Origin of the sequence: uncultured Desulfovibrio sp. (genome assembly GCF_944324505.1) — a bacterium.
Taxonomy (GTDB): Bacteria; Desulfobacterota; Desulfovibrionia; order Desulfovibrionales; family Desulfovibrionaceae; genus Desulfovibrio.
The window spans coordinates 12,739-39,047 of record NZ_CALUWO010000008.1; the positions used below are offsets into that span (position 1 = coordinate 12,739).

A 26,309-nucleotide genomic window follows, 5' to 3' on the forward strand; every position below is an offset into this window, starting at 1 on the left:
GCGGGCAAAGCCGCACCCCCTGCCCGCATGCCGCAGGTCCGCTGCACACGGCCTGCCCCAAACAGGAGACTATCATGCACGAGGCGCTCAAAGTAGCCATATCCGTCTGTAAAACCATGCTGCGCAACGGTTACGATGCGCATGTCATCAACGCCCCCCTGCAACAGCAGCTGCTGGAAAAGGGCGGTAGCCCGGCTGTGGATATCGCCTGCGAACCGGACGTGGACGTTCTGTCCAAGCTCTTTCCGGCCCTGAGCCGGGTGGACGAGGGACCGCTGCTGGCCCAGCTGGTGGAAGAGGGCGTGACCCTGCGCTTCTACCCCCTGGTGGTGGAGGATGCCAGTCATCCCGAATTGTCCCTCATGCGCATCTCGCCCACCATGGTGGCCCGCCTGGACCCCAAAGACCGCCAGAACCTGAGCCTTGCCGGCTGTGTCGTGCCGGAAAACACGGACATCTATGCCGGCTTTGCCGAAGTCAAGTCCGGTCCCATCCGTCTCTGCGGCCTGCCGGACGAAACCCTGCGCCGCAACTACCTGCTGGCCATCCGTGCCCTGCGCTTTGCCGCCAATTTTGATCTGCCCATCGAGGCCAATACCTGGCTGGCCATTGTGCGCAGCGCCTCGCGCGTGCTGGACTATGTGCCTGCCGCCGACATCATGAACGAATGGCGCCAGGTGACCCCCACGGCCATGTACCGCTTTGTGCGCCTGCTCTACGATGCCCAGATTCTCCAGGGCCTCATTCCCGAAGTGGCCTCCCTCAATGCCATCCGCGAGCGCAACCACAATACCGGCGAAGAGGAATCCATTTTCGAGCATACCCTGGCCTGCATGAAGTTCTACCCTGAAAAGGACTTTCACTACGACTGGCTGGGGACCCTGTCCATGCTCTTTCATGACGTGGGCAAACTCTTCACCGGCGAGAACATCGACGGGGAGATGAGCTTCTACCAGCACCACCGCGTGGGCGCCAAGGTGACGCGCAAGATACTGCGCCGCCTGCATTTCACCACCGAGGATATTGACCTGCTCTGCCATCTGGTGCGCTACCACATGCGCTTTCACTTCATGATGACCGACCGGGGCATCCGGCGTTTCAAGGCGCTGGACGAATACCCCCGCCTCATTGCCATGGCCCGGGCTGACGTGCAGGCCCGCGACGGCAACTTCACCTCCTTCAATCACAATATGAAGTATCTGGAGCGCGCCGAAACCCCGGAACAGATGCTGGAACCGCTGCTCAACGGCAATGAAATCATGAACGAGACCCACCTGGCTCCCGGTCCTCTGGTGGGCGACATCCGCGAAGCCCTGCTGCAGGCCCAGATTGCCGGCGAAGTGACCGATACGGCTTCGGCCATCCGCTTTGTGCGCGCCTATGCCACCCGCCTGAGCTGCTAGGCATGGTCAACCTGCTCAACTTCACCCTTCCCGAGCTGACGGACTGGATGCAGGCGGAATGCGGCGAACCCCGCTTCCGCGCTGTCCAGGTCTGGCAGTGGCTGTGGCAGCGCATGGCCCGCAGCTTTGACGAAATGACCAATGTGTCCAAGGCCTGCCGTGCCCGTCTGGCGCAATGCGCTGAAATCCGCTGGCCTGAGGTTTCCCGCGTGCAGGAAAGCCGCGACGGCACCACCAAGTTCCTGCTGCGGCTGGACGATGGCGCCGAAGTGGAAACGGTGCTCATTCCGTCCGACTCCCGCGATGGCGTGCGCCGCTGGACCCAGTGCCTTTCCTCGCAGGTGGGCTGCGCCATGGGCTGCACCTTTTGCAGCACCGGCACCATGGGCTTTGAACGCAATATGACCATGGGGGAAATTCTGGGCCAGATTCTGGTGGCGCGCGCCCATCTGGGCGACACGCGCCCGGACTGGCCCGTGCTGCGCAACCTGGTCTTCATGGGCATGGGCGAACCCCTGCTCAACCTGAATGAGGTCATGCGCGCCCTGCGCAGCCTCAATGACGACAGGGGCCTCAATTTCTCGCCGCGCCGCATCACGGTATCCACCTGCGGCATCCAAAAGGGTCTGCGCGAGCTGGGCGAAAGCGGGCTGGCCTTTCTGGCCGTCTCCCTGCATGCGCCCACACAGGAGCTGCGGGCGCGCATCATGCCGCGCGCCGCGCGCTGGCCCCTGGACGAGCTGCTGGCGGCCCTCAAATCCTATCCCCTCAAGACGCGGGAACGCATCACCTTTGAATATCTGCTGCTGGGCGGCGTCAACGATGGTCCGGAGCAGGCCCGCGAGCTGGCCCGCCTGGTCAGCGCCATCAAGGGCAAGCTCAACCTCATTGTCTACAATCCCTCGGAGGGAGACCCCTACGAGGCCCCCACGCCGGAGCGGGTCCTGGCTTTTGAAAAAATGCTCTGGGACCGTCACATCACGGCCATTGTCCGCAAATCCAAGGGACAGGACATCAAGGCAGCCTGCGGGCAGCTCAAGGCCCAGCAGCAGCGCCTGCACCAGACACACTGAAAACGGCGAAGGGAAGAACGAATCTTCCCCCCGCCGCGTCATGTCCGCCGTGCCCGTGCACGGCGTTTTTTTTTGCGTAGAGCACCTCGTGTACTACCCCGCTCCGCCCGCAGCGCATCGCTGCAGACAGCCCCGCACGGGATCGCCTTCCCCGCGCGGCAACAGCCTGCCCGGCAGATGCCCACGCGCCCGTGCCCTATGTCCGGGCAGCCGGCGGCGTTTCGCGCTCAAAGGGCGGCGGCGGACGCCAGCGCCAGAACAGGGCCAGCAGAGGCAGCAGGCCGGCCAGTTCGGCCACTTCCCGCGGTACCAGCGGGCCAAGTCCCCACCACAGTCCCACGGACAGCGCAATGGTCAGCAGCATAAGCCCCCACTGCGGCAGGGACATGGGCCGGGCCACGGCCTGAAAATACCCCACCGTAAGAATGGCCACCCAGACCTTGGTGATGGTCAGCGTCAGGGCTGCCCCTTCCAGGGGCTGCCACGGAATGAGGGTCAGGCAGCAGATGACATTGACCACCAGTCCGCTCAGATAGAAACCCAGCAGCAGCTTGTGCCGGCGCATGCCGATCATGGCATAGGCCGCCAGATTGTGCAGAAAGGCCGTGGCCAGGCAGGGCGTCAGCAGGCGCTGGGCCGTGGAGGCATCGGCATAGCCCGGCCCGTAGACAAAGGGCAGAAAGCGGTCACTTTCCACACAGATGAGGAAAATGACCGGCAGGGAGGCCGCCCAGAGCGAGCGTGCCGTCTGGCCGGCCAGACGCCGGAAGGCGTCCCGGTTTTCGCGCCAGTAGCGGGCCAGCAGCGGAAAAATAACCTTGCCCAGCAGGGCGCTGGAAACCAGTACGGAAAGGCCCTCCACCGTTTCCCAGGCCACGCTGTAGCCACCCACGGCCGCATCGGAACCATGCGCCTTGAGAAAGAAGACGTTGATCTTGTTGTAGCACATGGCGCAGCCGGCCATGAGCGTAAAGATGATGCCGCTCTTCATCTTGCGGGCCAGATCCTTGAGACCTTCCCAGCCCAGACGGCGCAGGGGATTGTGCCCCAGTGCCCTGACGGCAAAAAGGGCGCAGCTGATGGATTCGATGGGTTTGTAGGCGGCAATGGCCAGCATGGGCAGTTGCAGCAGCACGCAGACAATGCCGTAGCCTATGCCCAGCAGGGCAGAGGGCACACGGATGCGCATTTCCACATCCTGCCGGCCGCGGGCCTGGCAGAGGGCAAAAAAGGAATCCGTCACCCCGTCCAGACCGAAACCGGCGGCAATGAGCAGGACGATGATCTGCTGTTCCGGGGGATACGGCAGCACCAGCACCCACGTTACCAGCAGGGCCAGCAGCAGAAAGGCGCTTTTCAGCCAGGTGACCTCGCCCAGCAGGACCAGGGGCCGGCCATCACGCCGGGCAAAGGACGACAGCAGAAAATCGTTGAGGCCCACGTCTGCCGCGGTCTTCACCAGATAGCCGGCCGCCAGGGCGGTGGCCAGCTGGCCCATCATGTCCTTGCTGTAGCGGGCCAGCAGGATGGTGAAGATGGTCCACGACAGGTCACGCGTCCATTGCGCGCCCAGAATGTAGCCCAGCTGGCGGGTAAGGGAGGTGAGCTTCATCCGCCCTACTTGCTGAAGCGGACAATGGCCTTGAAGCCGGGCTTGAGTTCAAGCTCGGGATTGGGCACGGTCAGCTCCACAGAGTAGTAGGAAGGCTGCGAGACACTCATGTCGGACGAGGACCAGGATATTTCGCTCACCGAGGCCTCGAACTCCCGGTCACCCAGGGAGGGAATCTGGATGATGGCCTTGTCGCCGACGCCAATGTCGTTGATATCGCTTTCGTAGACCGGCACGGTAATGATGACCGGATCCATCTGCCCCACCTGAATGGGGGTGGACTGGGCCGCCAGCAGGGAACCGGGATTGAGACCGGCCGCCAGCGACAGGACATAGCCGTCAATGGGCGACGTGAGGATGAGGCTTTGCGGCAGTTCCTGCTGCGGGTCAAGGGGCTGGCCGAAATAGCCTTCCAGCTCGCGCAGGCGGGCCTGGAAGGTCTTTTCGCTCTTGTCGATGCTCAGCTTGAGCAGCTCGATGCGCTTGCTCAGGGCATCGCAATTGGCTTCCAGCCGGGACAGGGCCTGATGGGACCCCAGGCCGGAGGCCGCCAGCTGACGGGCCTTGCTGCGCTGGGCCGACAGATCGGTCAGTTCCTGCTGCAAGTGCAGCATCTCGCCGCGTTCCTTTTCGGTACCGGCCCCCACAATGACCTCGCGCTGCAACACGCGGGCCGCCTCTTCCTGCAGATGATAGCGCACCAGGGGCGCCCCACGCGTCACCGCAGCGCCAGGCTGCACCAGCACCTCGTCCACAACGCCGTTGAAGGGCACCGCCACCGGACGGGTTACCGTGGCCACCACCTTGCCCGTAAGACGAATTTCCGCAGCCTGAACAGACTGCACCAGCACCAGTGCCAGCAGAACCGGCAGAAGGAAAAGGACGTTGCGCATTTACAGTACCTCCGCCGCAGGCTGGCCAAGGAAGCGCTCCTGCAACAGGTTGGAGACATACATCCACTCCAGGGTAGCCAGCTCATATTCCAGCTCGGCATTGATGAGCGACACCCGGGCCTGGATCATTTCTTCCTGGCGCGTAGCCACGTCGGGCAGCTCGGCCAGGCCATTGTCAAAGGAGACTCGGGCTTCCTTATACTGCATCTCCGCCGTCTCGAAATGGTTCTTGGCCAGACGACGGTTGGTTTCCGCCAGCGAAACCCGCTGTTCCGCCTGCAACCAGGTATTGGAATATTCCGTGCGCTTGCGCGCCTGCTGATGGAAAGCCTGGGCCTTCTGCATGCGCGCCGTCTGCACGCCGCGATAGCGGCGCCCCCAGTCGATGAGCGGGAAGTCGAGGGTCAGATGCAGGAAGGTATCGTCCGTCCCCCCCACGGGCTGAGACTGGCCGGCCGGCGGCGAATTGTTGAGTTGCAGGGAGAGGTCAGGCACGTATTCCGCCCAGGCCACCATGATGTTGTAGTCGGCCAGCTTGATCTGGCTGCGCAGCAGCAGGTCATCTTCCCCCTGTGCCCAGCGGTCCTCCCACTTGAGCCTGTAGCCATCGAAGCCCGCCAGAATGGCAGGGGCCTGCTGCAAGTCCACGTCCAGGCGCTGCTGCGGATCAACACCGGCCAGAATCTTGAGGTTGGTCAGCTGCATGACCTCTTCCATCCGGGCCTGTTCCAGGCGCAGGGCCACTTCCTTTTCGTGCTGCATGGCCAGATTGAGGGACACACCCTGCCGTCCGTCCACGCTTTCCAGCTGGCGCCAGTAGGCCGTCAGCTCCTTGGCAATGGCGGGCAGCTCCTTCTGGGTTTCCCGCACCATGCGCTGGGCATGCAGGCGCAGGTAGGCGGTGGCAATCTTGTAGATGGCCTCGCCTACGGCCTTGCGATGGGTGGAAATGGCCATGTTCACCATGAGCTTCTGCACCTGGTGCTCGAAATAGGTGGCCACAGGATTGGGGAAGGCCGCATAGAAGCCCACGCGCAGCTTGGGACGGCCGTAGTCGCCGGGCACGTCCTCTTCATTGGAATTGAACTGGGTCAGGTTGTTGGTGAGCGTAAAGGTCATACGCGGTTCCGGCAGATACTTCCAGACCGCATCGGTAAGGGCCACACGCCGGATTTCCAGGTCCACGGCGCTGTTCACCAGCAGGGGAGACTGCTGAATGGTCAGATACACGCAGTCTTCAAAGGAAAATTTCTTGCTGGGATCATAGAGATTGGCCACCACGGCATCCAGCTTGTCCTTCTTGTCCACCGGGATGCCGGGCGTCTCCTCCAGCCAGTGCTTGGCGGGCAGCTCTGGCGCGCCGATGCCTGCCTTGTTGGAGGCGCAGGCCCCCAGCCCCAGAGACAGGCACAGCACCATGCCCACAGCCATTTGCCACATCCGATTCATCGTTCCCCCGATCCGTTCCTGCCGACAGCGGCAGTACCGTTATGTACAGGCAGCCTCCCGGGCCGCAGCCGTCCGCTCAAATTCCATCTGATTCACTGTCAGCAGGACACACCCCGCCGCATCAAGAACCTGCGCATCAAAGCGCAGCAGGCGGGCATCCTGCCAGCCGCAGCGCATTTCCAGGACCCGGGGCACAACCGGCCCTTCCCCCTGGCCGAAACGCAGAAAGCCCACACCGCTCAGGCGCCATTCCGCCAGGGAATCCGCCTGTGCCGTGCGGGAAAGACGTTCTTCCAGCAGGGTCACAGCAGCCTGCTCCACAGCGTCCACCAGTTGCAGGGCGGCAGTATAGCCGGAAAGGTCCTTCGGGGCAATGCCCGGCATATGCAGGGCAAAGCGCCGCGTCAGCCCCTGTCCGGCCATGTCGCCGCCCTCTTCACAGGGGGCGCCGGGGGGCAGTTCTCCGGCCAGCCAGTGCCACATGGCATCCAGCCCCCGCCGCCGGTACATGGCCAGCACGGCCGCATCATCGCCGTGCGCCGGGTCTGCGCCGGCCGGCCAGAGCGCCGGGGCGCACGATGGGCGACAGCCCATGAGCGCCATGCCCTGCACCACCGGCACGGTACGGTCCATATGCCGGCCATTGGGCATGAGATCCAGGGCTTCCAGACCGCAGCGGCACATGCGCGTCATGACGCCATCCTGTTGCAGCCAGGCCTGGGCACGCACATCCAGACGGCATTCCCGCGTCACGCCGGGCGGCAGCAGCAGCGGTGGGCCAAAACGCAGATCACAGAACCCCGCCTCCCGCAACCAGGGGAAATACAGGCGCACGCTGTCCAGCAGCCTGCGCAGTCCCCGGCTCAGGGGAAGCCAGGGCCAGCCCGTGGCCGTATCCCGGCCATGTCCGGCCAGGGCAGGTTCGGCAAAACGCGAAAACTCGCCGCACAGCAGAAAATCCCGCCCGGAATGCGGCGGCAGCGGCAGGGAGGCAGCATACAGGCCGGGGAAGGATTCGGGCCGTTCCTGCCATGGCTGGGGCAGGCCGTCGGCTTCCTCACGGGACAGGGGCAGCAGACCGCAGAGCGAGGCCGCCCGCGCCCAGAGCAGACGCGGCACCGTGCCCAGGGCCAGCTCGCGCGCCAGCATGTCGCCCCATTCGCGCGGCAGGGGCGGCGTGCCGTCAGGAACCAGCGCCACGTCCAGCAGCCTGTCGTCCACTTCCGCCGGGACAGCCTGCACCATGGCCAGGGCATCCCCGGCATCCAGCTGCCAGACGCGCACCAGCCAGGCGTCTGCGGCTTCCGGCGGCAGCAGCGCCGTGCGGGCCACGCGGCCCAGGGCAGCCTGATCGTCTGCCGTCGAAAGATCCAGCAGGCAGCCGGACACGGGCAGGGAGGCCGCGCATCCCGTGTGCAGGGCCGTGGCAAGAGCTGCCCGCAACGCTGCCACGGCAGCATGGTCGCCCGTCTCCGCGGCAGCGGCCTCCGCAGGCAGGAGGTCCGCCGCGGCACATCCCAGAGAGCGTATATCACCGCCCAGCCGCCGCAAAACCGCACAGGCCTCCAGGCAGTCCTCCGGCACGCAGATCACCTGCCCCAATGCCGCCAGACCACCCAGCAGGGCCGCCAGGCGTGCGCCGTCCCGCCCCCAGGCCAGCACGGCGCCACCGGGCTGCCAGCCCCGGCCGGCAGCGCAGGCATCCCAGGGCAGGCGGTGCAGACGCGACGAGGCACCGGCCACAAAACGCAGATAGGGCGGCTGGTGCAGGGCGGCGGCCGCTTCCCGGCTGCCGGCGGGCAGCGGTACGGCCGCTGCGGCAGGCGCCCCGTGACGGGGCATCAGGCCCACGGCAGCCAGCAGATCGCCCACGGTACTGACGCCCATGAGGTCCTCGAAATTCACGGCATGCCCCAGCACCTCTGCCAGCTGCTGCACCAGCAGCGGGAAACGGCTGGAACGCAGGGCAAGATCGTAGCGCAGGTCCGTCTGCGGCCCCACGGACGCCACGTCCACACCGGCGGTCTGGGCCAGCAGCTCCATGATCCGACGGGCCAGCGGCCCCAGAGGTGTCGCCGGTGCCGCTTCCGCCACGGCCGGTGGGCTCAGGTCCTCTGCCACCGCCCCCCGAAGCTGCCAGCGCGCGGCATGCGCCATGACGGCCTGATGGGAAAGATGCCCCAGTGCATACAGGCGGGCACAGGTCTGACGCAGGCCCTCGGTCTCGCGCCCCTTGCGCGAGGCAGACAGGCACAGCGCCTGCGGCTCGATGTCCGCCACCAGACCGCAGAGCGTGTCCTGCGGCCCCAGTTCCACAAAATGCCGGATACCGTCGCGCTGCCACATCTGCCGCACGCACTCCACCCAGCGCACGGCATTTTCGTCCAGGTCCGCAATGTAGGAGCAGATGTCCGGCTGCGACTGGGGATAAAAGCCTGTGGTCACACAGCTGAGCATGGGCACCTGCGGTGCCTGCATGGCCAGGGCATTGAGACGGCGCAGGGACATGTCGCGCAGCACGCGCATGCCGGGATGGTGAAAGGCCAGGCTCACATTGAGCATGATGGCCGGGATGCGACGTTTGCGCAGCGCCTTGCGGGCTTCCATGAGCACGTCGCGAGGGCCGCTGACAATGTGTTGCAGGGGGGTATTGTAATTGGAGACATAGAGCGAGGGCCAGCGGGCGCGGGCCTCATCGATGACAGAGGCCTCCGCATGAACGGCCATCATGGCCGTTTCTCGCGTGGCCCGTGCTTCCAGTTCGGACATGTGCTGCGCGCGCGTGTCCAGGATGTACCAGGCCACCTCCGGCGCATAGACCCCGGCCAGGCACAGGGCAATGAGTTCGCCCAGACTGTGCCCGCAGATCAGCGCGGGCCGCAGACCCAGCGAGGCCAGATAGCTCCACTGGGCATATTCCAGCAGAAAAAGATAGGGCTGCTGCCAGCGGGTCAGACCGATCTTTTCCTCGTCGGTCTCATCCATGAGCGACAGCACATCCCAGTCAGCCACGGCGGCAATGCGGTCCATGGCGGCACGCGCCGCAGGAAAGCGGTCATAGAGCTGGCGGCCCATGCCCGTCCACACGGCGCCCTGCCCGCAGCACATGACGGCCAGGGGCGGTGCGGCACGGTCCTCCGCCAGCCAGACCCCGCGCTGCCCCAGATCGTGCAGGGCAATATCGCGCACACCGGCCTCCGGCGAAAGGGGCGCCCGCCCCGCGGCCAGCAGCTCCTCGCGCCAGCCCGGTACCGTGGCCCCCATGCGCCACAGGCGCTCTCCCTCATCCAGCCGGGCATAGAACACCCCGTCCGCATGGCATTCCGGCACCAGGGCCAGCCGGGCGGCACGGGCCGTATCCCGCCCGCGTTCCAGCAGCCAGAGTTCCCAGCTGCCGTTCTGCGCCGTTCCTTCCTGCGGCATGAGCAGCAGGGCGCGCCGTGCGCCCAGGCGTCCCAGCTCCGCCGCCGCGGCGGCAAAAACGGCATGCGGCACGAGAGCGGCTGCCAGCAGACGGGCCTCCCCTGGCCGGGGCAGGCCGCAGGCCTCGCAGACACTGTTGAGAGCCGCGGCACACGCCTGGACGCCATCCTGACGGTCAGGGGGAACACAGGCCAGCAGCAGGCAGGGGAAAGAACGGCCCCGGGGCTGTTCCCCTGCGTTCTGCGGCCCCAGCATGGCCGCCAGACGAGAGGCCAGAGCAGCGGCATCGCGCAGCTCTCCGTCGGCGAGGACAAGTACATCGGAGAGAATAAGAGAAGAGGAAAGAACGGCCATGCTATCCGGAGCGGTAAAAAGAACAGAACGTGGGCTTTTTTCATGGTAGAGGAAAGCCGGTGCCTTGTCCATAGATTCCCGAATTCCCCACAGGCCGGAGGCGCTGGGTAATGGCTTGCCATACGCCGCCTTATCAGGTATGCTTCATCGATTGAAATTTTGCATAGGGGCCAGTTCTCCGTCTGTTCCCAAGCGCCCCGCAGACCCTTACCGAGGATATGCCAGCATGAAAGACCCGCAGACATCCCAGGCTGTCGCGCATGAAAGTTCCGCCAGCGGCTTCAACCGCATGCGCTCCAAACTTTCGTTTGCCCGCCTTGTGGAAATGGGGGCCAAGATGGGGATGGAAAACCCGCTCTTCCTTTGCCACGAGCGTGCGGCCAAGGCCACCACGCAGATCAACGGCAAGGAATATATCAACTTTTCCACCTACGACTATCTTGACCTCAATACCCACCCGGAAATTACCGAAGCCGTCACTGCGGCCGCGCGCCTCTTCGGTTCGTCGGCCGGAGCCAGCCGGCTGGTGGGCGGGGAGCGTCCGCCGCATCGTCAGCTGGAACGGGCCATTGCCCAGCTGTACGGGGTGGAGGACTGCATAGCCTATGTCAGCGGGCATGCCACCAATGTGTCCACGCTGGGCTTCATGTTCGGTCCGCGGGACGCCATTTTCTATGACGGTCTGGCGCACAATTCCCTCATGCAGGGGGCGCGCCTTTCCGGCGCGGAGCGCTATTCCTATGCGCACAATGACTGCGACGCCCTGGAAACCCTGCTCAAGGCGCACCGGGCCGCCCACAAGCGCGCCGTCATCGTGACCGAGGGCCTGTTCAGCATGGACGGCAACATCCCGGACCTGCCCCGGCTCATCCGCCTGAAAAAACAGTACGACTGCATGCTGATGGTGGACGAGGCCCACTCCTTCGGCGTCCTGGGAGAGACGGGACGGGGCATACACGAATATTTCGGCATCGATGCCCGCGAAGTGGATATGTGGATGAGCACCCTCAGCAAGAGCATGTGCGGCTGCGGCGGCTTCATCGCCGGCACCCACGAACTGGTGGATTTTCTGCGCTACGGTTCGCCGGGCTTTGTCTTCAGCGTGGGCATGCCGCCCATCGTGGCCGCGGCCTGCCACAAGGCCCTGGAACTCATGCTGCGCGAACCTGAACGGGTGCACAAGTTGCAGCACATCAGCCAGTTCTTCCTTGAATATGCCCGGGAAAAGGGACTGGATACGGGCGCGGCGCAGGGCTATGCCATTGTGCCCATCATGGTGGGCGACTCCATGATGGCCGGTTTCCTGGCCAACCTGCTCTTCAAGCGCGGCTTCTATGTCATGCCCATCACCTTCCCCGCCGTGAAGGAAGGCGAGGCCCGTCTGCGTTTCTTCCTGTCGGCCTCGCATACCGAGGACCATATCCGCACCACGCTGGATGCCGTGGCCGAGGAGCTGCCCCGGGCACGCGAGATCATCGGCAACTACAAGCGCGAGCACGCCGACGAACACATGGAATGATTCCGAGGCCGGGCTGTGTGCCCGGCCCTTTTTATCCGCTGCCGCGTCCACAGGCCCGTGTGCGCCGGCAGCACAGGTCCAGTCCGGGCCGGGCCGCAAGACCCGGCTTTTTCCATTCATCCCGCAGCCGCCGGCAGGAGCGCCCGTGCCGCTGCTGCACACAGCCCCGCTTCCGTCCCCGACCGGGTGCCGGCAGCGGACCGCGCGGCGCAGGGAGGACACTGCTCCGGCAGTCAGCCGTCCCGTTGCGTCGCTCCCCCCCACAGGAGAAGCCATGCCCACGGCGCCCCTCGCCCCTGACGATCAGTCCCCCGCCGCCCCCGTGGCGCCGGACCCTGCCCCTGCTGCCGACACGACAACACCGCAGCTGCCGCTGACGGCCTATGTGCTGCTCTGGTTCCCGCTTTCGTCCGAAACCTTCATCTTCCGCGAAATTCAGCGCCTGCTGGCCTGTGGCCTGCCCATCCGGGTCTACACCATGTATGGTCAGAAGCTGAAGGGATGCAGCGATGAGATGAAACAGCTGGACCTGCCCGTGGTCCGCTTTGGCGTGTCTGCCACCTTCCGCATTCTGAGCGCCTTTTTCCGTGCCCTGAGCCGCAATCCCCGCGGGGTAGGGAAGCTCATGCGCGAGGGCCTGCTCCGCCGCATGCGCAATGCGGAATCCCTGGGCGAAAACATCTGGTGCTTCCTGGCCGGCTTCCTGCTGGCCGAGCTGGCCATGCGCGACAAGGTGCAGCTGCTGCACTCCGCATGGGGCAACGGACCGGCCACCGCCGCCTGGACGGCATCGCGCCTCACGGGCATTCCCTTTGCCTTCACGGGGCGCGCCGGCGACATCTACCCGCAGGACGGCCTGCTCCGGGAAAAATCCCGGGATGCACTCTTCATCCGCACCAACAACATGGCCAATGTGGATTATCTGCGCCAGTTCTGCCCGCCGGAAGCGCAGGACAAGGTGCACTGCATCTACAACGGCCTGACCCTGAACAGCCCCGTGGCCTGCGAAATGCCCTTTGCCGCGCCCTATCGCCTGCTGGCCGTGGGCCGCTTCTGCCGCACCAAGGGCTTTGTGGAACTGCTTACCATGATGGCCCGCCTGCGCCGGGAAGGCTTCCCCGTCCGCCTGACCCTGGTGGGGGATGGCGAATGGCGCTTCCGCCTTCGGGCGCTGCGCCGGCGTCTGTGTCTGGAACAGGTGGTGGACATGCCCGGCTTTGTGCCCCATGATCATATCCTCGACTTCATGCGCAGCCACGATATGCTGGTGGTTCCCAGCGTGGTGCATGACAATGGCGATCGTGACGGCATCCCCAATGTGATCATGGAGGCCCTGTCCTGTGCCATGCCCGTGGTGGCTACCGATGTCTGCGGCATCCGCGAGGTCATCATCGACGGCGAAACGGGGATGCTTGTGCCGCAGCGGGACCCGGCCGCCCTGGCCGCGGCCGTGCGCCGCATGCTTGCCGACCGGGATGCGGCCAGACGCATGGCCGAAAACGGCCGGCAGCGCGTTCTGCACATGTTTGACAGTCAGGCCAATATCCAGGCGCTGCGTGACCTCTATCTGCGCGCCTACAACGACTGGCACGCCGCCCGGCCGGAAGAATGGTTCAGCCTTGGCGGCAAAGTGCCCACCAGCGGAGATGCTTCCCGGTCATGAGCCGCCCTATCCTCTGGCTGGCCACCAGCCTTGATGTGGAGGAAGAGGGGCTTTTTGGCGGCACCTATGCCTGCACAGCCCCCTCCGTCAGCAATACGGCGCAGCTGACACGCCTGCGCCCCCTGCTGGAACGCGGTGTGCGCCCCACGCTTTTCTGCGCCCACAGCGTCCTGACCCATAGCCCGTCCCTGGCCGTGCTGGCGCACCTTCGCGACAGGTACGGGGCGGAAATTGCCGCGCACCTGCATCACTGGAACACGCCGCCCCTGGACAACGGCAGCGTCAGCCTGCATGCCGTGCCCGCCGCCAGCCTGAGCAGCGACCGTTTCGCGGCCAAGCTGGAAAGCCTGCTGCGGGCCGGGCAGACCTTTCAGGGCGCGCCGCTGCGTTCCTTCCGCATGGGGCGCTGGGACCTGCACAGGCAGCACTGGCCCCTGCTGGCAGCGGCCGGCCTGACCTGCGATGCTTCGGTGCGCCCCCTGCACGGTCCGGCCTGCAACCGCCAGGGGCTGCGCACGCTGCCGGATCATTTTCATGCCCCCCGCCAGCCCTATACCGTGCGCACAGCCCACGGCGCGCTGCTGGAAGTGCCGCTCAGCGTGACGCCGCTGGTGCCGGGCCTGGACCGGGGCATGAGCCTGCTGCCCGCCCGTATGCAGCAGGGGCTGCGCGCGCGCTTTCACCAGTGGGGCGCCCTGGCCCTGCTGCCCGTGCAGCACCCCTTGTGGCTCATGCAGCACATGACCAGGACCTTTGTGCGGCGGGGAGGCCGGGTGCTTTCCCTCACCTGGCATTCCTCCGAAATGATGCCCGGCGCCACCCCCCATCTGCCCCATGAACCTGCCGTGCGCGCCCTGCTGCACAGGCTCACGGCCTACGTGGACTGGCTGTCCGGTCTGGGAGAAGTGCGCCACGTCACCATGCAGGAACTGGTCCTGCAGTACGGAAACACCGCGCCTGCCCCTGCCGGGGATGCCTCGGCTGACTGGACCTGCTCCGCCCCCGTCACGTCCTAACCCATTCACAGGAGATACCATGTCTCAGACTTCTTCCGCCCTCGCGCCGGAACAGCATACCGCTCCCCTGCCGGCCGGTCTGCCGCATGTGGCCGTCCTGCTGCTCTGGTACCCCCTTTTCACCCAGCCCTTCATTTTCCGGGAAATAGAAAATCTGCGGACACAGCTGCCGCTTGAGGTCTACAGCCTGTACGGGCGCAACCTTGCCTGCTGCTCCACGGAAATGCACGCCGCAGCCGACCGGGTTCACACCCTGGGCCTCCGGGCACTGCCCGCCATACTGCGGGACCTGCTGCTCCAGGCCGTCAGCCATCCCCGGCGCCTGGGCCGGCTGCTGCGGCAGGTGCTCTTCCACCGCTGGAGCAGCCTGGAAGTGCTGGGAGAAAACCTCTGGGCCTTTCTGGCGGGCATTCATCTGGCCCGGCTGCTGCGCGAAGACGGCATGGACATGATCTATGCCCCGTGGCCGCGCGGCACCGCCACAGCCGCCCGGGTGGCCTCGGCCCTTACCGGCATGCCCTATGCCACCTCGGCCCGCGGCGACAATCTCCAGCCCGCGGACCCCGATCTGGCCGACAAGCTGCGCGAGGCCCTCTTCGTGCGAGCCAACAATGCCGCGGACAAGGAACGCATCGAAACCTTTGCCGAAGGCGTTGCCCGCGGCAAGACCGAACTGGTCTACAACAGTCTCACCCTGCCGGCCGAAGGTCAGTGCCCCGTGCGCATGCAGCCCCCGGTGCGCCTGCTGGCCCTGGGGCGCTTTGACGTGACCAAGGGCTTTGACGTGCTGCTCAAGGCCTGCGCCCTGCTGCGGGACCGCCAGATAGACTTTACCCTCATGCTGGCCGGCGACGGCGGCCGCCGCTTTGGTCTGGGCAAGGAAAGCCGGGCCCTGGAAACCCTGCGCTCGCAGCTGGGCCTGGAAGGCCGGGTACAGATGCCGGGCCTGGTCTCCCACAACGAGCTGCCCCGTCTGCTCATGAGCCATGACATCTTTGTGGCGCCCTGCGTCATCCACGCCTCCGGCCGCCGCGACGGCATCCCCAATACGGTCATCGAGGCCCTGTCCTACGGCATGCCCGTGGTGAGCACCGACATCAACGCCCTGCCCGAGGTCATCCATCACGGCGAAACCGGCCTGGCCGTTCCCCAGCAGGACCCCGAAGCCCTGGCCGACGCCATCCAGTGGTGCATCGAGCATCCCGAGGAAAGCCGGCGCATGGCCGAAAACGGCCGCCGCCTGGCCAAGGAGATGTTCGACCCGCAGCGCAATGCCCATCTGCTGGCCCAGCTCTTCATCTCCCGCTACACCGACAGGAAGAAGACATGTGCGGCATAGCGGGCATCTGCCATCTGCATGGTGCTCCCCTGTCCCCACGCAGTGCGGCACAGGTGGAGGCCATGTGCGCAACCATGCGCCACCGCGGTCCCGACGGACAGGGCATCTGGTCCCATGAAGGCGTCTGCCTGGGGCACCGCCGTCTGTCCATCATCGACCTTGCCGGTGGTGCGCAGCCCATGCACGACGCCAGCGGGCGCTATCATGTGACCTTCAATGGCGAAATCTACAACTTCCCGGAACTGCGCCGCGAGCTGGAAGCACAGGGCCATGTCTTCCGCACGTCCTCGGACACGGAAATCATCCTCGCGGGCTGGCAGGCCTGGGGCGAGGCCTGCCTGGACCGCTTTGACGGCATGTTCGCATTTGCCCTCTGGGACGTGCAGGAAAAGCGCCTGTTCTGCGCCCGCGACCGCTTCGGCAAGAAGCCCTTCTTCTACACGGTGCAGGACGGCTGCCTGTACTTTGCCTCGGAGCTGACGGCCCTGGCCGTGCTGCCGGAGCTGCGGCTCACCCTGTCGCCGCTGGCCCTGGTGCGCTACCTGGCCTATGAATACGTTCCCACGCCGCAGACCCTCTATGACGAGGTGCACTCCCTGCCGCCGTCCTTCTTTCTGGATGTGCAGGACGGGCACCTGCGCACAGAACGCTACTGGGACATGCCCTTTCCCCGGGAAGATGACCCGCGCAGCGAAGAGGAACTCTGCGAAACCTATCATGCCCTGCTGACCCGCGCCGTAAAGCGCCGCATGATCAGCGACGTGCCGCTGGGGGTCTTTCTGTCCGGCGGCATAGACTCGTCCATCGTGGCCGGCCTCATGGCGCAGCAGTCCTCCCGCCCCGTGCAGACCTTCTCCATCGGCTTTACCGAGGCCAGCTACGACGAAAGCCGCTACGCGCGCATCGTGGCCCGCCGCTGGCAGACGGAGCATCACGAGCGCATCCTCTCCGCCGAGGAATGCGCGGAACATCTGCCGCAGATCATCAGCCGGATGGACGTGCCCATGGCCGATGCCTCGGTGGCGCCGACCTGGCTGCTGTCGGGCGTTACTCGCGAAAAGGTCACCGTGGCCCTGGGCGGAGACGGCGCCGACGAACTCTGGGCCGGCTACGAGCATTATATCGGCTACAAGATCGCCACCTGGTACAATGCCCTGCCCGCCCCGCTGCGCCGGCGGGTCATCGAGCCGCTCTGCCGTCTGCTGCCGTCTTCCTCCGGCTACATCAATCCGCGCCTTGCCGTGCAGACCTTCCTGCGCGGCGCGCATGCCCCGGACTGGCTGCGCGTGCAGACCATGCTGACGGCCCTGACCCCGGACATGCAGCGGGAGCTGCTGGCCAGTCCCCAGGCGGAGCTGCTGGACGAAAACTGCCTTTTTGCCCCCACCCGCCAGCAGTTCGAGCACTGGCCGCAGGGGCCGTCGCCGCTGGCACGGGCCTTTCATGTCTATGTGCGGCAGTTCATGCTGGATGACATCCTGGTCAAGGTGGACCGCTGCTCCATGCTGCATTCCCTGGAAGTGCGCGCGCCCTTTCTGGACCGGGATGCCGCCGAATTCGTGGCCCGCCTGCCCATACGGCACAAGCTGCACGGCTTCCGGCGCAAGTATCTGCTCAAGAAGGCCTTTGCCGACGTGCTGCCCCCGGAAATCCTGCACCGCAACAAGCGCGGCTTCCAGATTCCCGTGGCCGACTGGCTGCGGGGACGCATGCGGCCCCTGCTGGAAGACCTGCTGGGCGAGGAAGCCCTGCGGCGTCGCGGCCTCTTCAATCCGCAGGCCGTGCGCCGCCTCATGGAAGCCCATTTCAGCGGCAGGGCGGACATGCGCAAACCCCTGTGGACCCTGCTGGTCCTGCACCTCTGGCTGGAGGCCCACCAGCGGCGCGCCTGAGCCGGGGCAGTGCCGGTTCTTCCCGGCAGGTCGTGACGCCCCCTGCTTCCGGCAGCGGACCACACGGTGAAGGCGCGTTCCCCGGCTTGCCGGACCGCTTTTCCGTACTTATAGTAGACCCTACCTCCCCTGTGGAGAGGCTTTTTGCAAAGGAGACTTCATGACCAGCCAGATCAAGACCGTCCTGCTGCTGGGCCTGCTTTCCGGCGTCATCATTGTGCTGGGTGGCCTGGCCGGCGGCAGAACGGGCATCATCATTGCCCTTATCCTCGCCCTGCTCATGAACGTGGGCAGCTACTGGTTTTCGGATTCCATTGTGCTGCGCATGTACAATGCCCGTGAACTGCGCCCCGAAGAGGCCCCCTATCTGCATACCATGGTGGAAGAGCTGGCGCGCAATGCCGGCATTCCCAAGCCCCGCGTCTGCATCATTCCCGAAGAGGCGCCCAATGCCTTTGCCACGGGCCGTAATCCGGAACATGCCGTTGTGGCCGTGACCGAGGGTATCATGCGCCTGCTTTCGCCCGAGGAACTGCGCGGCGTCCTTGCCCATGAGGTGGGCCATATCCTCAACCGCGACATCCTCATCCAGACCATTGCCGGCGTCATGGGGTCTGTCATCGTTTCGCTGGCCAATATCCTGCAATTCACCGCCATCTTCGGCGGCAACCGCGATGAAGAGGGCGGCAGCAATCCCGTGGCCACCTTTGCCCTGGCCCTGCTGGCGCCTGTGGCGGCCAGCCTCATCCAGATGGCCATTTCCCGCTCGCGCGAGTATCTGGCCGATGAAACCGGTGCCCGCCTCTGCGGGCAGCCCCTGGCCCTGGCCGGCGCGCTCTACCAGCTGGGGCGTGCCAGCGGGCAGATTCCCATGCGGCACGGCAATCCCAGCACGGCAGAGATGTTCATCGTCAATCCCTTCTTCGGGAGCGGCATGGAGCGCCTGTTCAGCACGCATCCGCCCCTGGAGGATCGTATCCAGCGCTTGCAGGAACTGAGCCGTACCGGACAGTACAACAACTGATGCCGCGTGTGTGGAGGAGGCTCTGCCATCATGATCCGTCCGCTTTTCCTGCTGCCCCTGCTCTGTGTGCTGCTTGCGGCCTGTGCCGCCAAGGAGGGTGTTCCTCAAAAGGACGCCCCGCTTCCCCAGAACTGCACCACGGCCTATACCTATGCGCCGGGCAATTACATCATTGATATTGCCAGCGATGCCGAGGTGGTGCTGGACCCGCTCATGCACGACTTTCCGCTGTTCTGCGAGGCCCGGGCAGCCCGGCGCCATGTGGATGCCGAAGTGGCCGCCCACCGCCTGCCCCGCGGGGACTGGCGCATCTATGTGGTGGGAGGGGACTTTGCCGACCTGGCAGAACCGGCCGGCGACGGTACCTTTGTGCTGCGGCGCATGGCTCCCCTGGTGGACTGGGTCAATGAAAACCCGGCCGCGCTGCCCTAGGCCCGTGCCAGTGCCTGTGCCAGTGCCTGTGCCGGTCCCATGCTGGTGCAGAAACGCCTCGGGACAGGGCAGACGCGCCCGTCGTCCGCATCCCGCACACGCCTCCGGCAAGGTGCGCCCTGACGCAAAAGCGGCGCACAGCCATGGACCGGAGGCTTGAGGGGGTATCCCCCGCGGGGCGAATGGCCGTGTGGGCGCAGGCCGCAGTGCCATTGTTCTGCCAGTTTCATGCCATAAAAAAGGCCCGCCGTATGGCGGGCTTTTTTGGTAGTGTTCTGTTGCCGGAAAAACGGACCTACAGGCAGCCCTGTCCCTGCAATATCCAGATGATGGCCGTGAGCGTCAGCATGCTGATGCCGTTGGAAAGCACCACTGTCAGGGCCGACTCTTCGGGAACCGCGGTATAAATCTGGGCCAGCACCGAGGCCATGAGGGCCGTGCCGGTACCGCTGGTGAGCACTGCCACGCCCAGCCAGAGCGGATCCACCGACAGGGCGCTCATGATCAGCCAGCAGATGAGGGGGCAGACCAGCAGCTTGCAGCTCACAAGCCAGGACTGCCACAGCAGAGCATGCCCTCTGCCCCGGCTCAGGGCCAGGCGCAGCTTTTCTCCCAGGTCCAGCCCCAGGGCCACCAGCATGCACGGGGCCGCCGTAAAGCCCACCAGGGAGCAGGCCCTGTCCAGAGGCTGCCACAGGCCCAGACCGCTCAGCGCAAGCACCAGGCCGCCGACCGTGGACAGCAGGATGGGATTGCCCAGAATGAGGGTGCGCAGCAGTGCCCAGGTATGTCCCGACCTGTCGCTGGCGCTGACGGCATTGACCCGCAGGTCAAAGCGCACCTGGGCCATGATGACGACCACATTGGGCGTCAGCGTCATGAGGCCCGCCACCACCAGCGCTTCCGTATTGCCGGGCAGCAGGCTTTCCACAATGGGCAGGCCCACAAAGGCCGTATTGCTGGCACTGCACCCCAGGGCCGAAGTCACCGCGGGGCAGATACCGCGCCGGCAGAACAGGCGGTCGCTCACATATCCCAGCACATAGCAGATCACGGGCGCTCCCACGGCGCCGATCCAGAAGCCGGCATGATTCAGCGTGCCGCGGTCGGCCTGGGCCATCACATGGAGCAGCAGCAGGGGCAGCGCCAGCTTGAGCACATACAGCCCCAGGATGCCGCCCGTCTGGTCGGGCAGGATGTCCCTGGCCCGCAGCAGCACGCCAAAACCAATGATCAGAAAGACCGGAAAAACCGCAAAAAATGCCGTAAGCATTACCATATCCTCCAGACGAGGCACTTTGCCCGCAAGCCTGCCGCTTGTCCAGAAAAAGCCGCCCCCAGGCGGCAAAAAGGCGCCGCCGCATTCCGGGGAATGCGACGGCGCCGGACAGGCCGGAAACGGGCAAAGCCGGGCAGACGGGCTGCCGGGCACGCCCCTTACAGCTGTTTTACCTCGCCATACCAGGCCGCGGCCTGTTCCAGCAGCGCATTGCTGCGGGCCGCCAGCGCCTGCGGATCCTTGAGATAGCCGTCCTGGAGCAGGCAGGCATCAAACAGACATTCCACCATGCTGGTGAGGGTCTTGTCCTGGGCATCGGCCTTGAACATCTTGAGCAGGCTGCGCAGCAGCGGATGATCGCGGTTCACTTCCAGCGCCTTGACGGGCAGGGAATCGTCCTTCTGCATGACGCGCAGGAACTTTTCCATGCTGGATGTCATGCTGCCGTCGGGCGAAACCAGTACGGCCGGGCTTTCGGACAGGCGGTGGGAAACGCGCACGTCCGTCACGCGATCGCCGAGAATTTCCTTCATGCGGGCCAGCAGGCTGTCAAAGCTGGCGCTGTCGTCCCCGGAAAGCGGCGCCACGGCGGGCCGGTCGGCATCGGCCTTGTCGGCAAAGGCGTCCAGGGCATCATCGGCGGCATTTTCCGCGGCCTTGAATTCCCAGTCCTTGTAGCTGTGCAGCCCTTCCATCACAAATTCATCCACCGGCTCGTAGAGGAAGAGCACCTCGATGCCCTTCCGGCGGAAGCGTTCCAGATGGGGGCTGAGGCGGGCGGCCTCACGATTGGGTGCCGTCACGTACCAGATGGTCTTCTGCCCTTCCGGAGCACGGCTCATATACTCATCCAGGCTGGACAGACCGGCGGCATCCTCATGGAAGGAGGTATTGAAGCGCAGCAGGGCGGAGATGCGTTCCCTGTTGGGGAAGTCCTGATAGCCCAGCTTGAAGACCCGGCTGTGCAGTTTCCAGAATGCGGCGTACTTTTCCGCATCTTCGGCAGCCATCTTTTCCAGATGTCCCAGCATCTGCTTGACGATGGTCTGGCGAATCTTGCGCAGCACCACATTTTCCTGAAGGGTTTCGCGCGAGATATTGAGGGGCAGGTCTTCCGTATCCACCACACCCTTGAGGAAGGCCAGATATTCGGGCAGCAGCTCCTTGTTGCGGTGCTGGATGAGCACGCGGCGGCTGTACAGGTCCAGCCCCCAGTAATCGCGCTCCATGCCGAAGACATCCTGCGCACTGTCGGGGATGTAGAGCAGGGCATTGAACTGCACGGGCGCGTCCACCGCAATGTGCAGCACATCCAGCGGCGCCTTGCTGTCATAGGTCAGATGCGTGTAGAAGGCATTGTACTGCTCGCGCGTCACCGAGGTCTTGGGTTCGCGCCAGAGGGCGGGCTGGGTATTGACGCGGTCCTCGCCCACAAAGATGGGGAAGGGCACAAAGGCCGAGTGGGACCGGATGACCGACTCCACCCGGAACTTTTCCGCAAATTCCTTGGCATCTTCCTTGAGGTGCACCACAATGCGCGTGCCGCGCTGCAAATCGCCGGCATCGCAGGGAGCCACGGTATAGGTGCCCAGGCCGTCACTGGTCCAGACATGGGCCTGCACATCATCGCCATAGGCAGGGACGGAGGTCACCTCCACCTTGTCGGCCACCATGAACACCGAATAGAAGCCCACGCCGAAGCGCCCGATGATATTGGACGCATCGTGGCTGCCGCCTTGGGCGGCCTGCGCATCCAGCTCGGCCAGGAAGGCTTCGGAACCGGAACGGGCAATGGTGCCCAGGTTTTCGGCCAGCTCGCCTGCCGTCATGCCCAGCCCGCTGTCCGTGATGGTGAGGGTACGGGCGTTTTCATCAAGGGTTATATGAATCTCCAGCGGCAGGGAAACACGGGGCGCCTCGCCGCGGCTTTCGCGGAAGCGCAGCTTGTCCAGCGCATCGGACGCATTGGAAATGAGTTCACGCAGAAAGATTTCGCGATTGGTATAGAGAGAATTGGTGAGAATGCGCAGAACCTTGCGCACCTCAGCCTTGAACTGCTGTTCCTGAACACTGTTTTCGGCCATAATGCCGCCTCCTAACGGGAATATCTGCAAAATAAGACCCCTGTGCCGTTCGTCAAGACGGCCCAGCACCGGCTGCCCTCTGGCGGACGGCGGGCGGGCAGGCGCACTATCAGGATTTACTCTTGATTTATCCCCCCGTGCGGGATACTAGGGAACGGCAACACGGTGTTGCCATCCCCGGAACATCCCGGGGGAACCATCGGGAGGACGGCTGTATGGATGACGTTATACTGCTTTCACGGCTGCAATTTGCAGTGGCCGTATTTTTTCACTTCATCTTTGTACCGCTGACACTGGGGCTTTCGCTGCTTATTGCCCTCATGGAAACGCGGTATGTCAAAACCGGTGACGAAGTCTGGCGCAGGCATGCCAAGTTCTGGGGCAAACTCTTCATCATCAACTTTACCCTTGGTGTGGTGACGGGCATCACCCTCGAATTCCAGTTCGGTACCAACTGGTCCCGCTATTCGGAATATGTGGGCGACATCTTCGGCGCGCTGCTGGCCATCGAGGCCACGGTGGCCTTTTTCCTGGAATCCACCTTCCTGGCTGTCTGGCATTTCGGCTGGAACCGTGTGGGCAAGAAGCTGCATCTGCTGAGCATCTGGCTGGTGGTCATTGCCGGCAATGTTTCCGCCCTGTGGATCATCCTGGCCAACGGCTTCATGCAGAATCCGCTGGGCTATGTCATTCAGAACGGCCGCGCGGAACTGGTCGATTTCATGGCCGTCGTCACCAATCCCTATGCCTGGGGCATGTTTGCCCACACCATCATTTCGGCCTGGCTGCTTTCCGGCTTCTTTGTTCTGGGGGTTTCCGCCTGGCACATGCTGCGCGGAAGCCATAAGGACTTTTTCCGCCGCTCCTTCCGCATGGCGGCGCCCTTCACCCTGATCATGGCCATTCTGCTGGGCGCCAGCGGCGACCTGCAGGGCAAGACCGTGGCCCAGCTCCAGCCGGCCAAGCTGGCGGCCATGGAATCGCACTGGGAAACCACCAGCAATGCTCCCTTCTACATGCTGGTGCTCCCCGATGAGGAAAACGAAACCAACAGCGTGGAAGCCATCGGCATTCCCGGCCTCATGAGCTGGATCGCCTATGGCGACAGCGCCGCCGAAGTAAAGGGCCTCAAGGACTTCCCCAAGGAAGACCGCCCGCCGGTCACGCCGGTGTTCTGGGGCTTCCGGATCATGGTGGGCCTGGGGGCGCTCTTCCTGCTGCTGGCCGCCGCGGCCACCTGGCAGCGCAAGCGCGAGCAGCCCTGTTCCGGCCTCATGAAGGCCCTGGTCTGGACCATTCCCCTGCCCTATTTCAGCATTGCCTTTGGCTGGCTGGTGGCAGAAATGGGACGCCAGCCCTGGATCGTCTATAATCTCATGCGCACCGATGCCGCGGTCTCGCCTGTGCCGGCCGACAATGTGCTCTTTTCCCTGGTCGGCTTCATCGCGGTCTACACCCTGCTGGGGCTGATCGACATCTGGCTGCTGCGCAAGTATGCCTGCAAGGGTCCCGAGGAGGTCTAAGCCATGCTGGAAACGCTGCAAATCACCTGGTTCATCCTCTGGGCGCTGCTCTGGGCCGTCTATTTCGTGCTGGACGGCTTTGACCTTGGCCTTGGCGCGCTGCTGCCCTTTCTGGGCAACAACGAGGAAAACCGCCGCATCATGTACAATGCTGCCGGTCCCTTCTGGGACGGCAACGAGGTCTGGCTCATTTCCGCCGGCGGCGTGACCTTTGCCGCCTTCCCCACGGTCTACGCCACCATGTTCAGCGCCCTGTACGCGCCGCTGCTGCTGCTGCTCTTTGCCCTCATCTTCCGCGCCGTTTCCTTCGAGTTTCGCGGCAAGGTGGAAAGCCGCGCCTGGCGCGCCCTGTGGGATGTGGTGCACTTTGTGTCCAACCTTGTGCCCTGCGTGCTGCTGGGCGTGGCCTTTGCCAATCTGTTCATGGGCATTCCCGTGGATGCGGAAGGCGTCTACCACGGCAGCCTGCTGTCCCTGCTGAACCTGTACGGCCTGGCCGGCGGCATCTTCTTCCTTGTCATGTTCCTGCTGCATGGTGCGCTCTGGCTGGCCATCAAGAGCGAAGGTGCCCTCCAGCTGCGGGCCGTGGCCGCTGCCACCCTGCTCTGGCCCATTATGCTGGTGCTGCTCCTGGTCTTCCTGGGACTCACCTGGAAGTACACCCGCCTCTTTGACAACTATCTGGCCCATCCGCTGCTCTTCATCCTGCCCCTTGTGGCCCTGGTGGGCCTCATCGGCGCACGTGTGCTGCTCTCTGCCGGCAAGCTCTGGCTGGCCTGGGGCAGCAGCGCCCTCTTCATTGTGGGGGTCACCTTCTTTGGCGTGAGCGGCATGTTCCCCGGCATGATCATCTCCTCCCTGGATCCGGCGGCCACCCTCACGGCCTATAATGCCTCGTCCACCGAGCTGACGCTCACCATCATGCTGGGTGTGGCCCTGGTCATGGTACCCATTGTGCTCATCTACCAGATCTGGACCTACCATCTCTTCCGGCATCCGGTGACGGGCGAGGACCTCAAGGACGAACACGCCTACTAGGCTTCTCTCCCCGAAAAAACAGCAGCGCCCCGTTCCCTGGAACGGGGCGCTTTTTTGCGCCTGCGTCAGAATGCGCCTGCGTCCAGGATACGGCGCCTCCCGTCCCACGCCTGTTCGAAAAAGACAGCCGAAAAGAGGGGCGCGCCTTCCCTGCCCCGGCCCGGGCACAGACCAGACGACGCCGCCCTGCCCCATCCCGTTCCCTTGACAGGGCCGCTCCCCAAGGCCCCTTCCAAGCCGGTTCCGGCAACCAGCCCGAAACACCGGCAGGCCCGCGGCAGACAGCCCGGCCGTGCGGCACACCGCGCTTCACCGCTATTCTGCCGGCAGCCTTTGCCAGATGGTACGCAACGGCACAAAAAAAGGGACCCCGCCATCATGGCAGGGTCCCCGGAATACGCCAGGCAGCGCGCCTTACTTGGCGTCGCCCGTGCCGTCAGCGCCGGACGCCGGCGCAGCGGCGGGAGCCGCATCGGCCTTGGGTTCCGCAGCGGCAGGCGCCGCGCTTTCCTCTGCGGCGGGCGCGGGCACGGCAGCAGGGGTAGCGGCCTTGTCGCCCACGGGCACAAAGGTGATCTTCTGGCTGTTCATGGCCTCGATGACGCCATTGGTCACATCCAGCTTGGCATCAAAGGACGCCATGGTCTCGGCGGACATGATCACGTCATAGCCCTGGGCCTTGCGGAATTCGTCCATGGTGCGCTGCACCACATTCTGCAACTGGCTCAGCACGTTCTGCTGTTCGGCGCCCATGCGCTGCTGGGCGGCCATGTACACGGTCTGCAACTGCTGCTGCAAGGCCTGATTTTCGCGATCCTTTTCCAGTTTGGCCTGAATATCGTCCAGCTGTTTCTGAATGTCGGCCTGAATGCCTTCCAGAAACTTGATGCCGGCCTTGCCGGGTTCACTGTCACGCATGACGCGCACAACATCCACAACGGCGATACGGGGACCGGAAGCGGTCTTGTTCTCTCCCTGCTGGCAGGCCGCGCACAGCAGGCTCAGCAGCAACAGAGAAACCGCAAGAAGGCGGATACGCATAGGGGTTTACTCCTCGCGTCGGGACAGCGCCCGACGACTGTTTTTTTCGTGCAGGCATGCTACGTGTTTTCCAGGCGCTTCTCAAGGGCTTTTTCAGGACTGCCGCCTCTCCGGCCGGCTGGCCGCGCGCCATTGACCCATACTGCCGGGCAGGATAGGGTAGACCTTCTCCGAGCCAGACATGGCAGGTGGCATAGGGGCATCTCCCCGTCTCCCCGGAGGATATTCCTGCCGCGTGCAGACATCCCCTGG

At 64.6% G+C, this 26,309-nt stretch carries 18 protein-coding genes; 11 read left to right on the forward strand and 7 right to left on the reverse strand.

Features of this window, described 5'->3' with window-relative positions; all coding sequences use genetic code 11:
- Positions 1-74: 74 nt before the first annotated feature.
- A complete protein-coding gene (locus Q0J57_RS08685; RefSeq protein WP_297219312.1) occupies positions 75-1,403 on the forward strand; it encodes an HD domain-containing protein in 1,329 nt (442 codons plus the stop codon).
- 2 nt (positions 1,404-1,405) lie between these two features.
- Entirely contained in the window at positions 1,406-2,476 is a 1,071-nt protein-coding gene (gene rlmN, locus Q0J57_RS08690; protein WP_297219315.1) for a 23S rRNA (adenine(2503)-C(2))-methyltransferase RlmN, read from the forward strand.
- Between the two features lie 196 nt (positions 2,477-2,672).
- Here rlmN and Q0J57_RS08695 read toward each other — a convergent pair whose 3' ends face one another.
- The 4 genes from Q0J57_RS08695 to Q0J57_RS08710 are packed head-to-tail and all read right to left on the reverse strand — an operon-like array spanning position 2,673 to position 10,207.
- Positions 2,673-4,088: an oligosaccharide flippase family protein gene (locus tag Q0J57_RS08695; RefSeq protein WP_297219317.1), complete on the reverse strand. Its 1,416-nt coding sequence runs from the start codon at positions 4,086-4,088 to the stop codon at positions 2,673-2,675.
- Between the two features lie 5 nt (positions 4,089-4,093).
- Positions 4,094-4,981, reverse strand: coding sequence for an efflux RND transporter periplasmic adaptor subunit (locus Q0J57_RS08700; protein ID WP_297219319.1), 888 nt, complete (start codon positions 4,979-4,981; stop codon positions 4,094-4,096).
- Entirely contained in the window at positions 4,982-6,421 is a 1,440-nt protein-coding gene (locus Q0J57_RS08705; RefSeq protein ID WP_297219321.1) for a TolC family protein, read from the reverse strand.
- A gap of 48 nt (positions 6,422-6,469) precedes the next feature.
- The gene (locus tag Q0J57_RS08710) at positions 6,470-10,207 is read right to left on the reverse strand and encodes an acyltransferase domain-containing protein (protein WP_297219323.1); all 3,738 of its coding nucleotides are present in this window, start codon (positions 10,205-10,207) and stop codon (positions 6,470-6,472) included.
- A gap of 226 nt (positions 10,208-10,433) precedes the next feature.
- On the opposite strand from Q0J57_RS08710, the gene Q0J57_RS08715 reads away from it, so the two are divergent.
- The 7 genes from Q0J57_RS08715 to Q0J57_RS08745 all read left to right on the forward strand — a co-directional run bounded on the left by Q0J57_RS08715 (position 10,434) and on the right by Q0J57_RS08745 (position 19,092).
- A complete protein-coding gene (locus Q0J57_RS08715; protein ID WP_297219326.1) occupies positions 10,434-11,726 on the forward strand; it encodes an aminotransferase class I/II-fold pyridoxal phosphate-dependent enzyme in 1,293 nt (430 codons plus the stop codon).
- Positions 11,727-12,000: 274 nt separating this feature from the next.
- Positions 12,001-13,389: a glycosyltransferase family 4 protein gene (locus Q0J57_RS08720; RefSeq protein WP_297219328.1), complete on the forward strand. Its 1,389-nt coding sequence runs from the start codon at positions 12,001-12,003 to the stop codon at positions 13,387-13,389.
- Complete coding sequence (locus Q0J57_RS08725; RefSeq protein ID WP_297219330.1) at positions 13,386-14,405, forward strand: glycosyl transferase family 1; 1,020 nt, start codon at positions 13,386-13,388, stop codon at positions 14,403-14,405. The genes Q0J57_RS08720 and Q0J57_RS08725 overlap by 4 nt, the downstream gene beginning before the upstream one ends.
- 19 nt (positions 14,406-14,424) lie before the next feature.
- Complete coding sequence (locus Q0J57_RS08730) at positions 14,425-15,744, forward strand: glycosyltransferase family 4 protein (RefSeq protein ID WP_297219332.1); 1,320 nt, start codon at positions 14,425-14,427, stop codon at positions 15,742-15,744.
- Positions 15,732-17,636 (forward strand): asparagine synthase (glutamine-hydrolyzing), encoded by a 1,905-nt coding sequence (gene asnB / locus Q0J57_RS08735; RefSeq protein WP_297219334.1) that lies wholly within the window; start codon positions 15,732-15,734, stop codon positions 17,634-17,636. The genes Q0J57_RS08730 and asnB overlap by 13 nt, the downstream gene beginning before the upstream one ends.
- Positions 17,637-17,796: 160 nt before the next feature.
- A complete protein-coding gene (locus tag Q0J57_RS08740; protein WP_297219336.1) occupies positions 17,797-18,660 on the forward strand; it encodes a zinc metalloprotease HtpX in 864 nt (287 codons plus the stop codon).
- Between the two features lie 30 nt (positions 18,661-18,690).
- Positions 18,691-19,092 carry a DVU_2496 family lipoprotein gene (locus Q0J57_RS08745; RefSeq protein WP_297219339.1) on the forward strand — a complete coding sequence of 134 codons (402 nt, stop codon included), beginning with the start codon at positions 18,691-18,693 and terminating at the stop codon, positions 19,090-19,092.
- Positions 19,093-19,387: 295 nt separating this feature from the next.
- Here Q0J57_RS08745 and Q0J57_RS08750 read toward each other — a convergent pair whose 3' ends face one another.
- Both Q0J57_RS08750 and htpG read right to left on the reverse strand, forming a co-directional pair.
- A complete protein-coding gene (locus tag Q0J57_RS08750; RefSeq protein WP_297219341.1) occupies positions 19,388-20,365 on the reverse strand; it encodes an AEC family transporter in 978 nt (325 codons plus the stop codon).
- Between the two features lie 164 nt (positions 20,366-20,529).
- Positions 20,530-22,455: a molecular chaperone HtpG gene (gene htpG / locus Q0J57_RS08755; protein WP_297219343.1), complete on the reverse strand. Its 1,926-nt coding sequence runs from the start codon at positions 22,453-22,455 to the stop codon at positions 20,530-20,532.
- Positions 22,456-22,670: 215 nt separating this feature from the next.
- Between htpG and Q0J57_RS08760 the strand changes: the two genes are divergently transcribed.
- Together Q0J57_RS08760 and cydB are read left to right on the forward strand one after the other, a co-directional pair.
- Positions 22,671-23,978, forward strand: a complete 1,308-nt coding sequence (locus Q0J57_RS08760; protein ID WP_297219345.1) for a cytochrome ubiquinol oxidase subunit I — start codon at positions 22,671-22,673, stop codon at positions 23,976-23,978.
- Positions 23,979-23,981: 3 nt separating this feature from the next.
- Positions 23,982-25,016, forward strand: a complete 1,035-nt coding sequence (cydB, locus tag Q0J57_RS08765) for a cytochrome d ubiquinol oxidase subunit II (RefSeq protein WP_297219347.1) — start codon at positions 23,982-23,984, stop codon at positions 25,014-25,016.
- 414 nt (positions 25,017-25,430) lie between these two features.
- On the opposite strand, the gene Q0J57_RS08770 is transcribed toward cydB, so the two are convergent.
- On the reverse strand, positions 25,431-26,057 hold the full coding sequence (locus Q0J57_RS08770; RefSeq protein WP_297219349.1) for an OmpH family outer membrane protein: 627 nt from the start codon (positions 26,055-26,057) through the stop codon (positions 25,431-25,433).
- Between the last annotated feature and the right edge of the window lie 252 nt (positions 26,058-26,309).

Coding starts and splice junctions, on each gene's coding strand:
- Q0J57_RS08685 (WP_297219312.1), top strand. CDS start 75: ATGCACGAGGCGCTCAAAGTAGCCATATCCGTCTGTAAAACCATGCTG.
- rlmN (WP_297219315.1), top strand. CDS start 1,406: ATGGTCAACCTGCTCAACTTCACCCTTCCCGAGCTGACGGACTGGATG.
- Q0J57_RS08695 (WP_297219317.1), bottom strand. CDS start 4,088: ATGAAGCTCACCTCCCTTACCCGCCAGCTGGGCTACATTCTGGGCGCG.
- Q0J57_RS08700 (WP_297219319.1), bottom strand. CDS start 4,981: ATGCGCAACGTCCTTTTCCTTCTGCCGGTTCTGCTGGCACTGGTGCTG.
- Q0J57_RS08705 (WP_297219321.1), bottom strand. CDS start 6,421: ATGTGGCAAATGGCTGTGGGCATGGTGCTGTGCCTGTCTCTGGGGCTG.
- Q0J57_RS08710 (WP_297219323.1), bottom strand. CDS start 10,207: ATGGCCGTTCTTTCCTCTTCTCTTATTCTCTCCGATGTACTTGTCCTC.
- Q0J57_RS08715 (WP_297219326.1), top strand. CDS start 10,434: ATGAAAGACCCGCAGACATCCCAGGCTGTCGCGCATGAAAGTTCCGCC.
- Q0J57_RS08720 (WP_297219328.1), top strand. CDS start 12,001: ATGCCCACGGCGCCCCTCGCCCCTGACGATCAGTCCCCCGCCGCCCCC.
- Q0J57_RS08725 (WP_297219330.1), top strand. CDS start 13,386: ATGAGCCGCCCTATCCTCTGGCTGGCCACCAGCCTTGATGTGGAGGAA.
- Q0J57_RS08730 (WP_297219332.1), top strand. CDS start 14,425: ATGTCTCAGACTTCTTCCGCCCTCGCGCCGGAACAGCATACCGCTCCC.
- asnB (WP_297219334.1), top strand. CDS start 15,732: ATGTGCGGCATAGCGGGCATCTGCCATCTGCATGGTGCTCCCCTGTCC.
- Q0J57_RS08740 (WP_297219336.1), top strand. CDS start 17,797: ATGACCAGCCAGATCAAGACCGTCCTGCTGCTGGGCCTGCTTTCCGGC.
- Q0J57_RS08745 (WP_297219339.1), top strand. CDS start 18,691: ATGATCCGTCCGCTTTTCCTGCTGCCCCTGCTCTGTGTGCTGCTTGCG.
- Q0J57_RS08750 (WP_297219341.1), bottom strand. CDS start 20,365: ATGCTTACGGCATTTTTTGCGGTTTTTCCGGTCTTTCTGATCATTGGT.
- htpG (WP_297219343.1), bottom strand. CDS start 22,455: ATGGCCGAAAACAGTGTTCAGGAACAGCAGTTCAAGGCTGAGGTGCGC.
- Q0J57_RS08760 (WP_297219345.1), top strand. CDS start 22,671: ATGGATGACGTTATACTGCTTTCACGGCTGCAATTTGCAGTGGCCGTA.
- cydB (WP_297219347.1), top strand. CDS start 23,982: ATGCTGGAAACGCTGCAAATCACCTGGTTCATCCTCTGGGCGCTGCTC.
- Q0J57_RS08770 (WP_297219349.1), bottom strand. CDS start 26,057: ATGCGTATCCGCCTTCTTGCGGTTTCTCTGTTGCTGCTGAGCCTGCTG.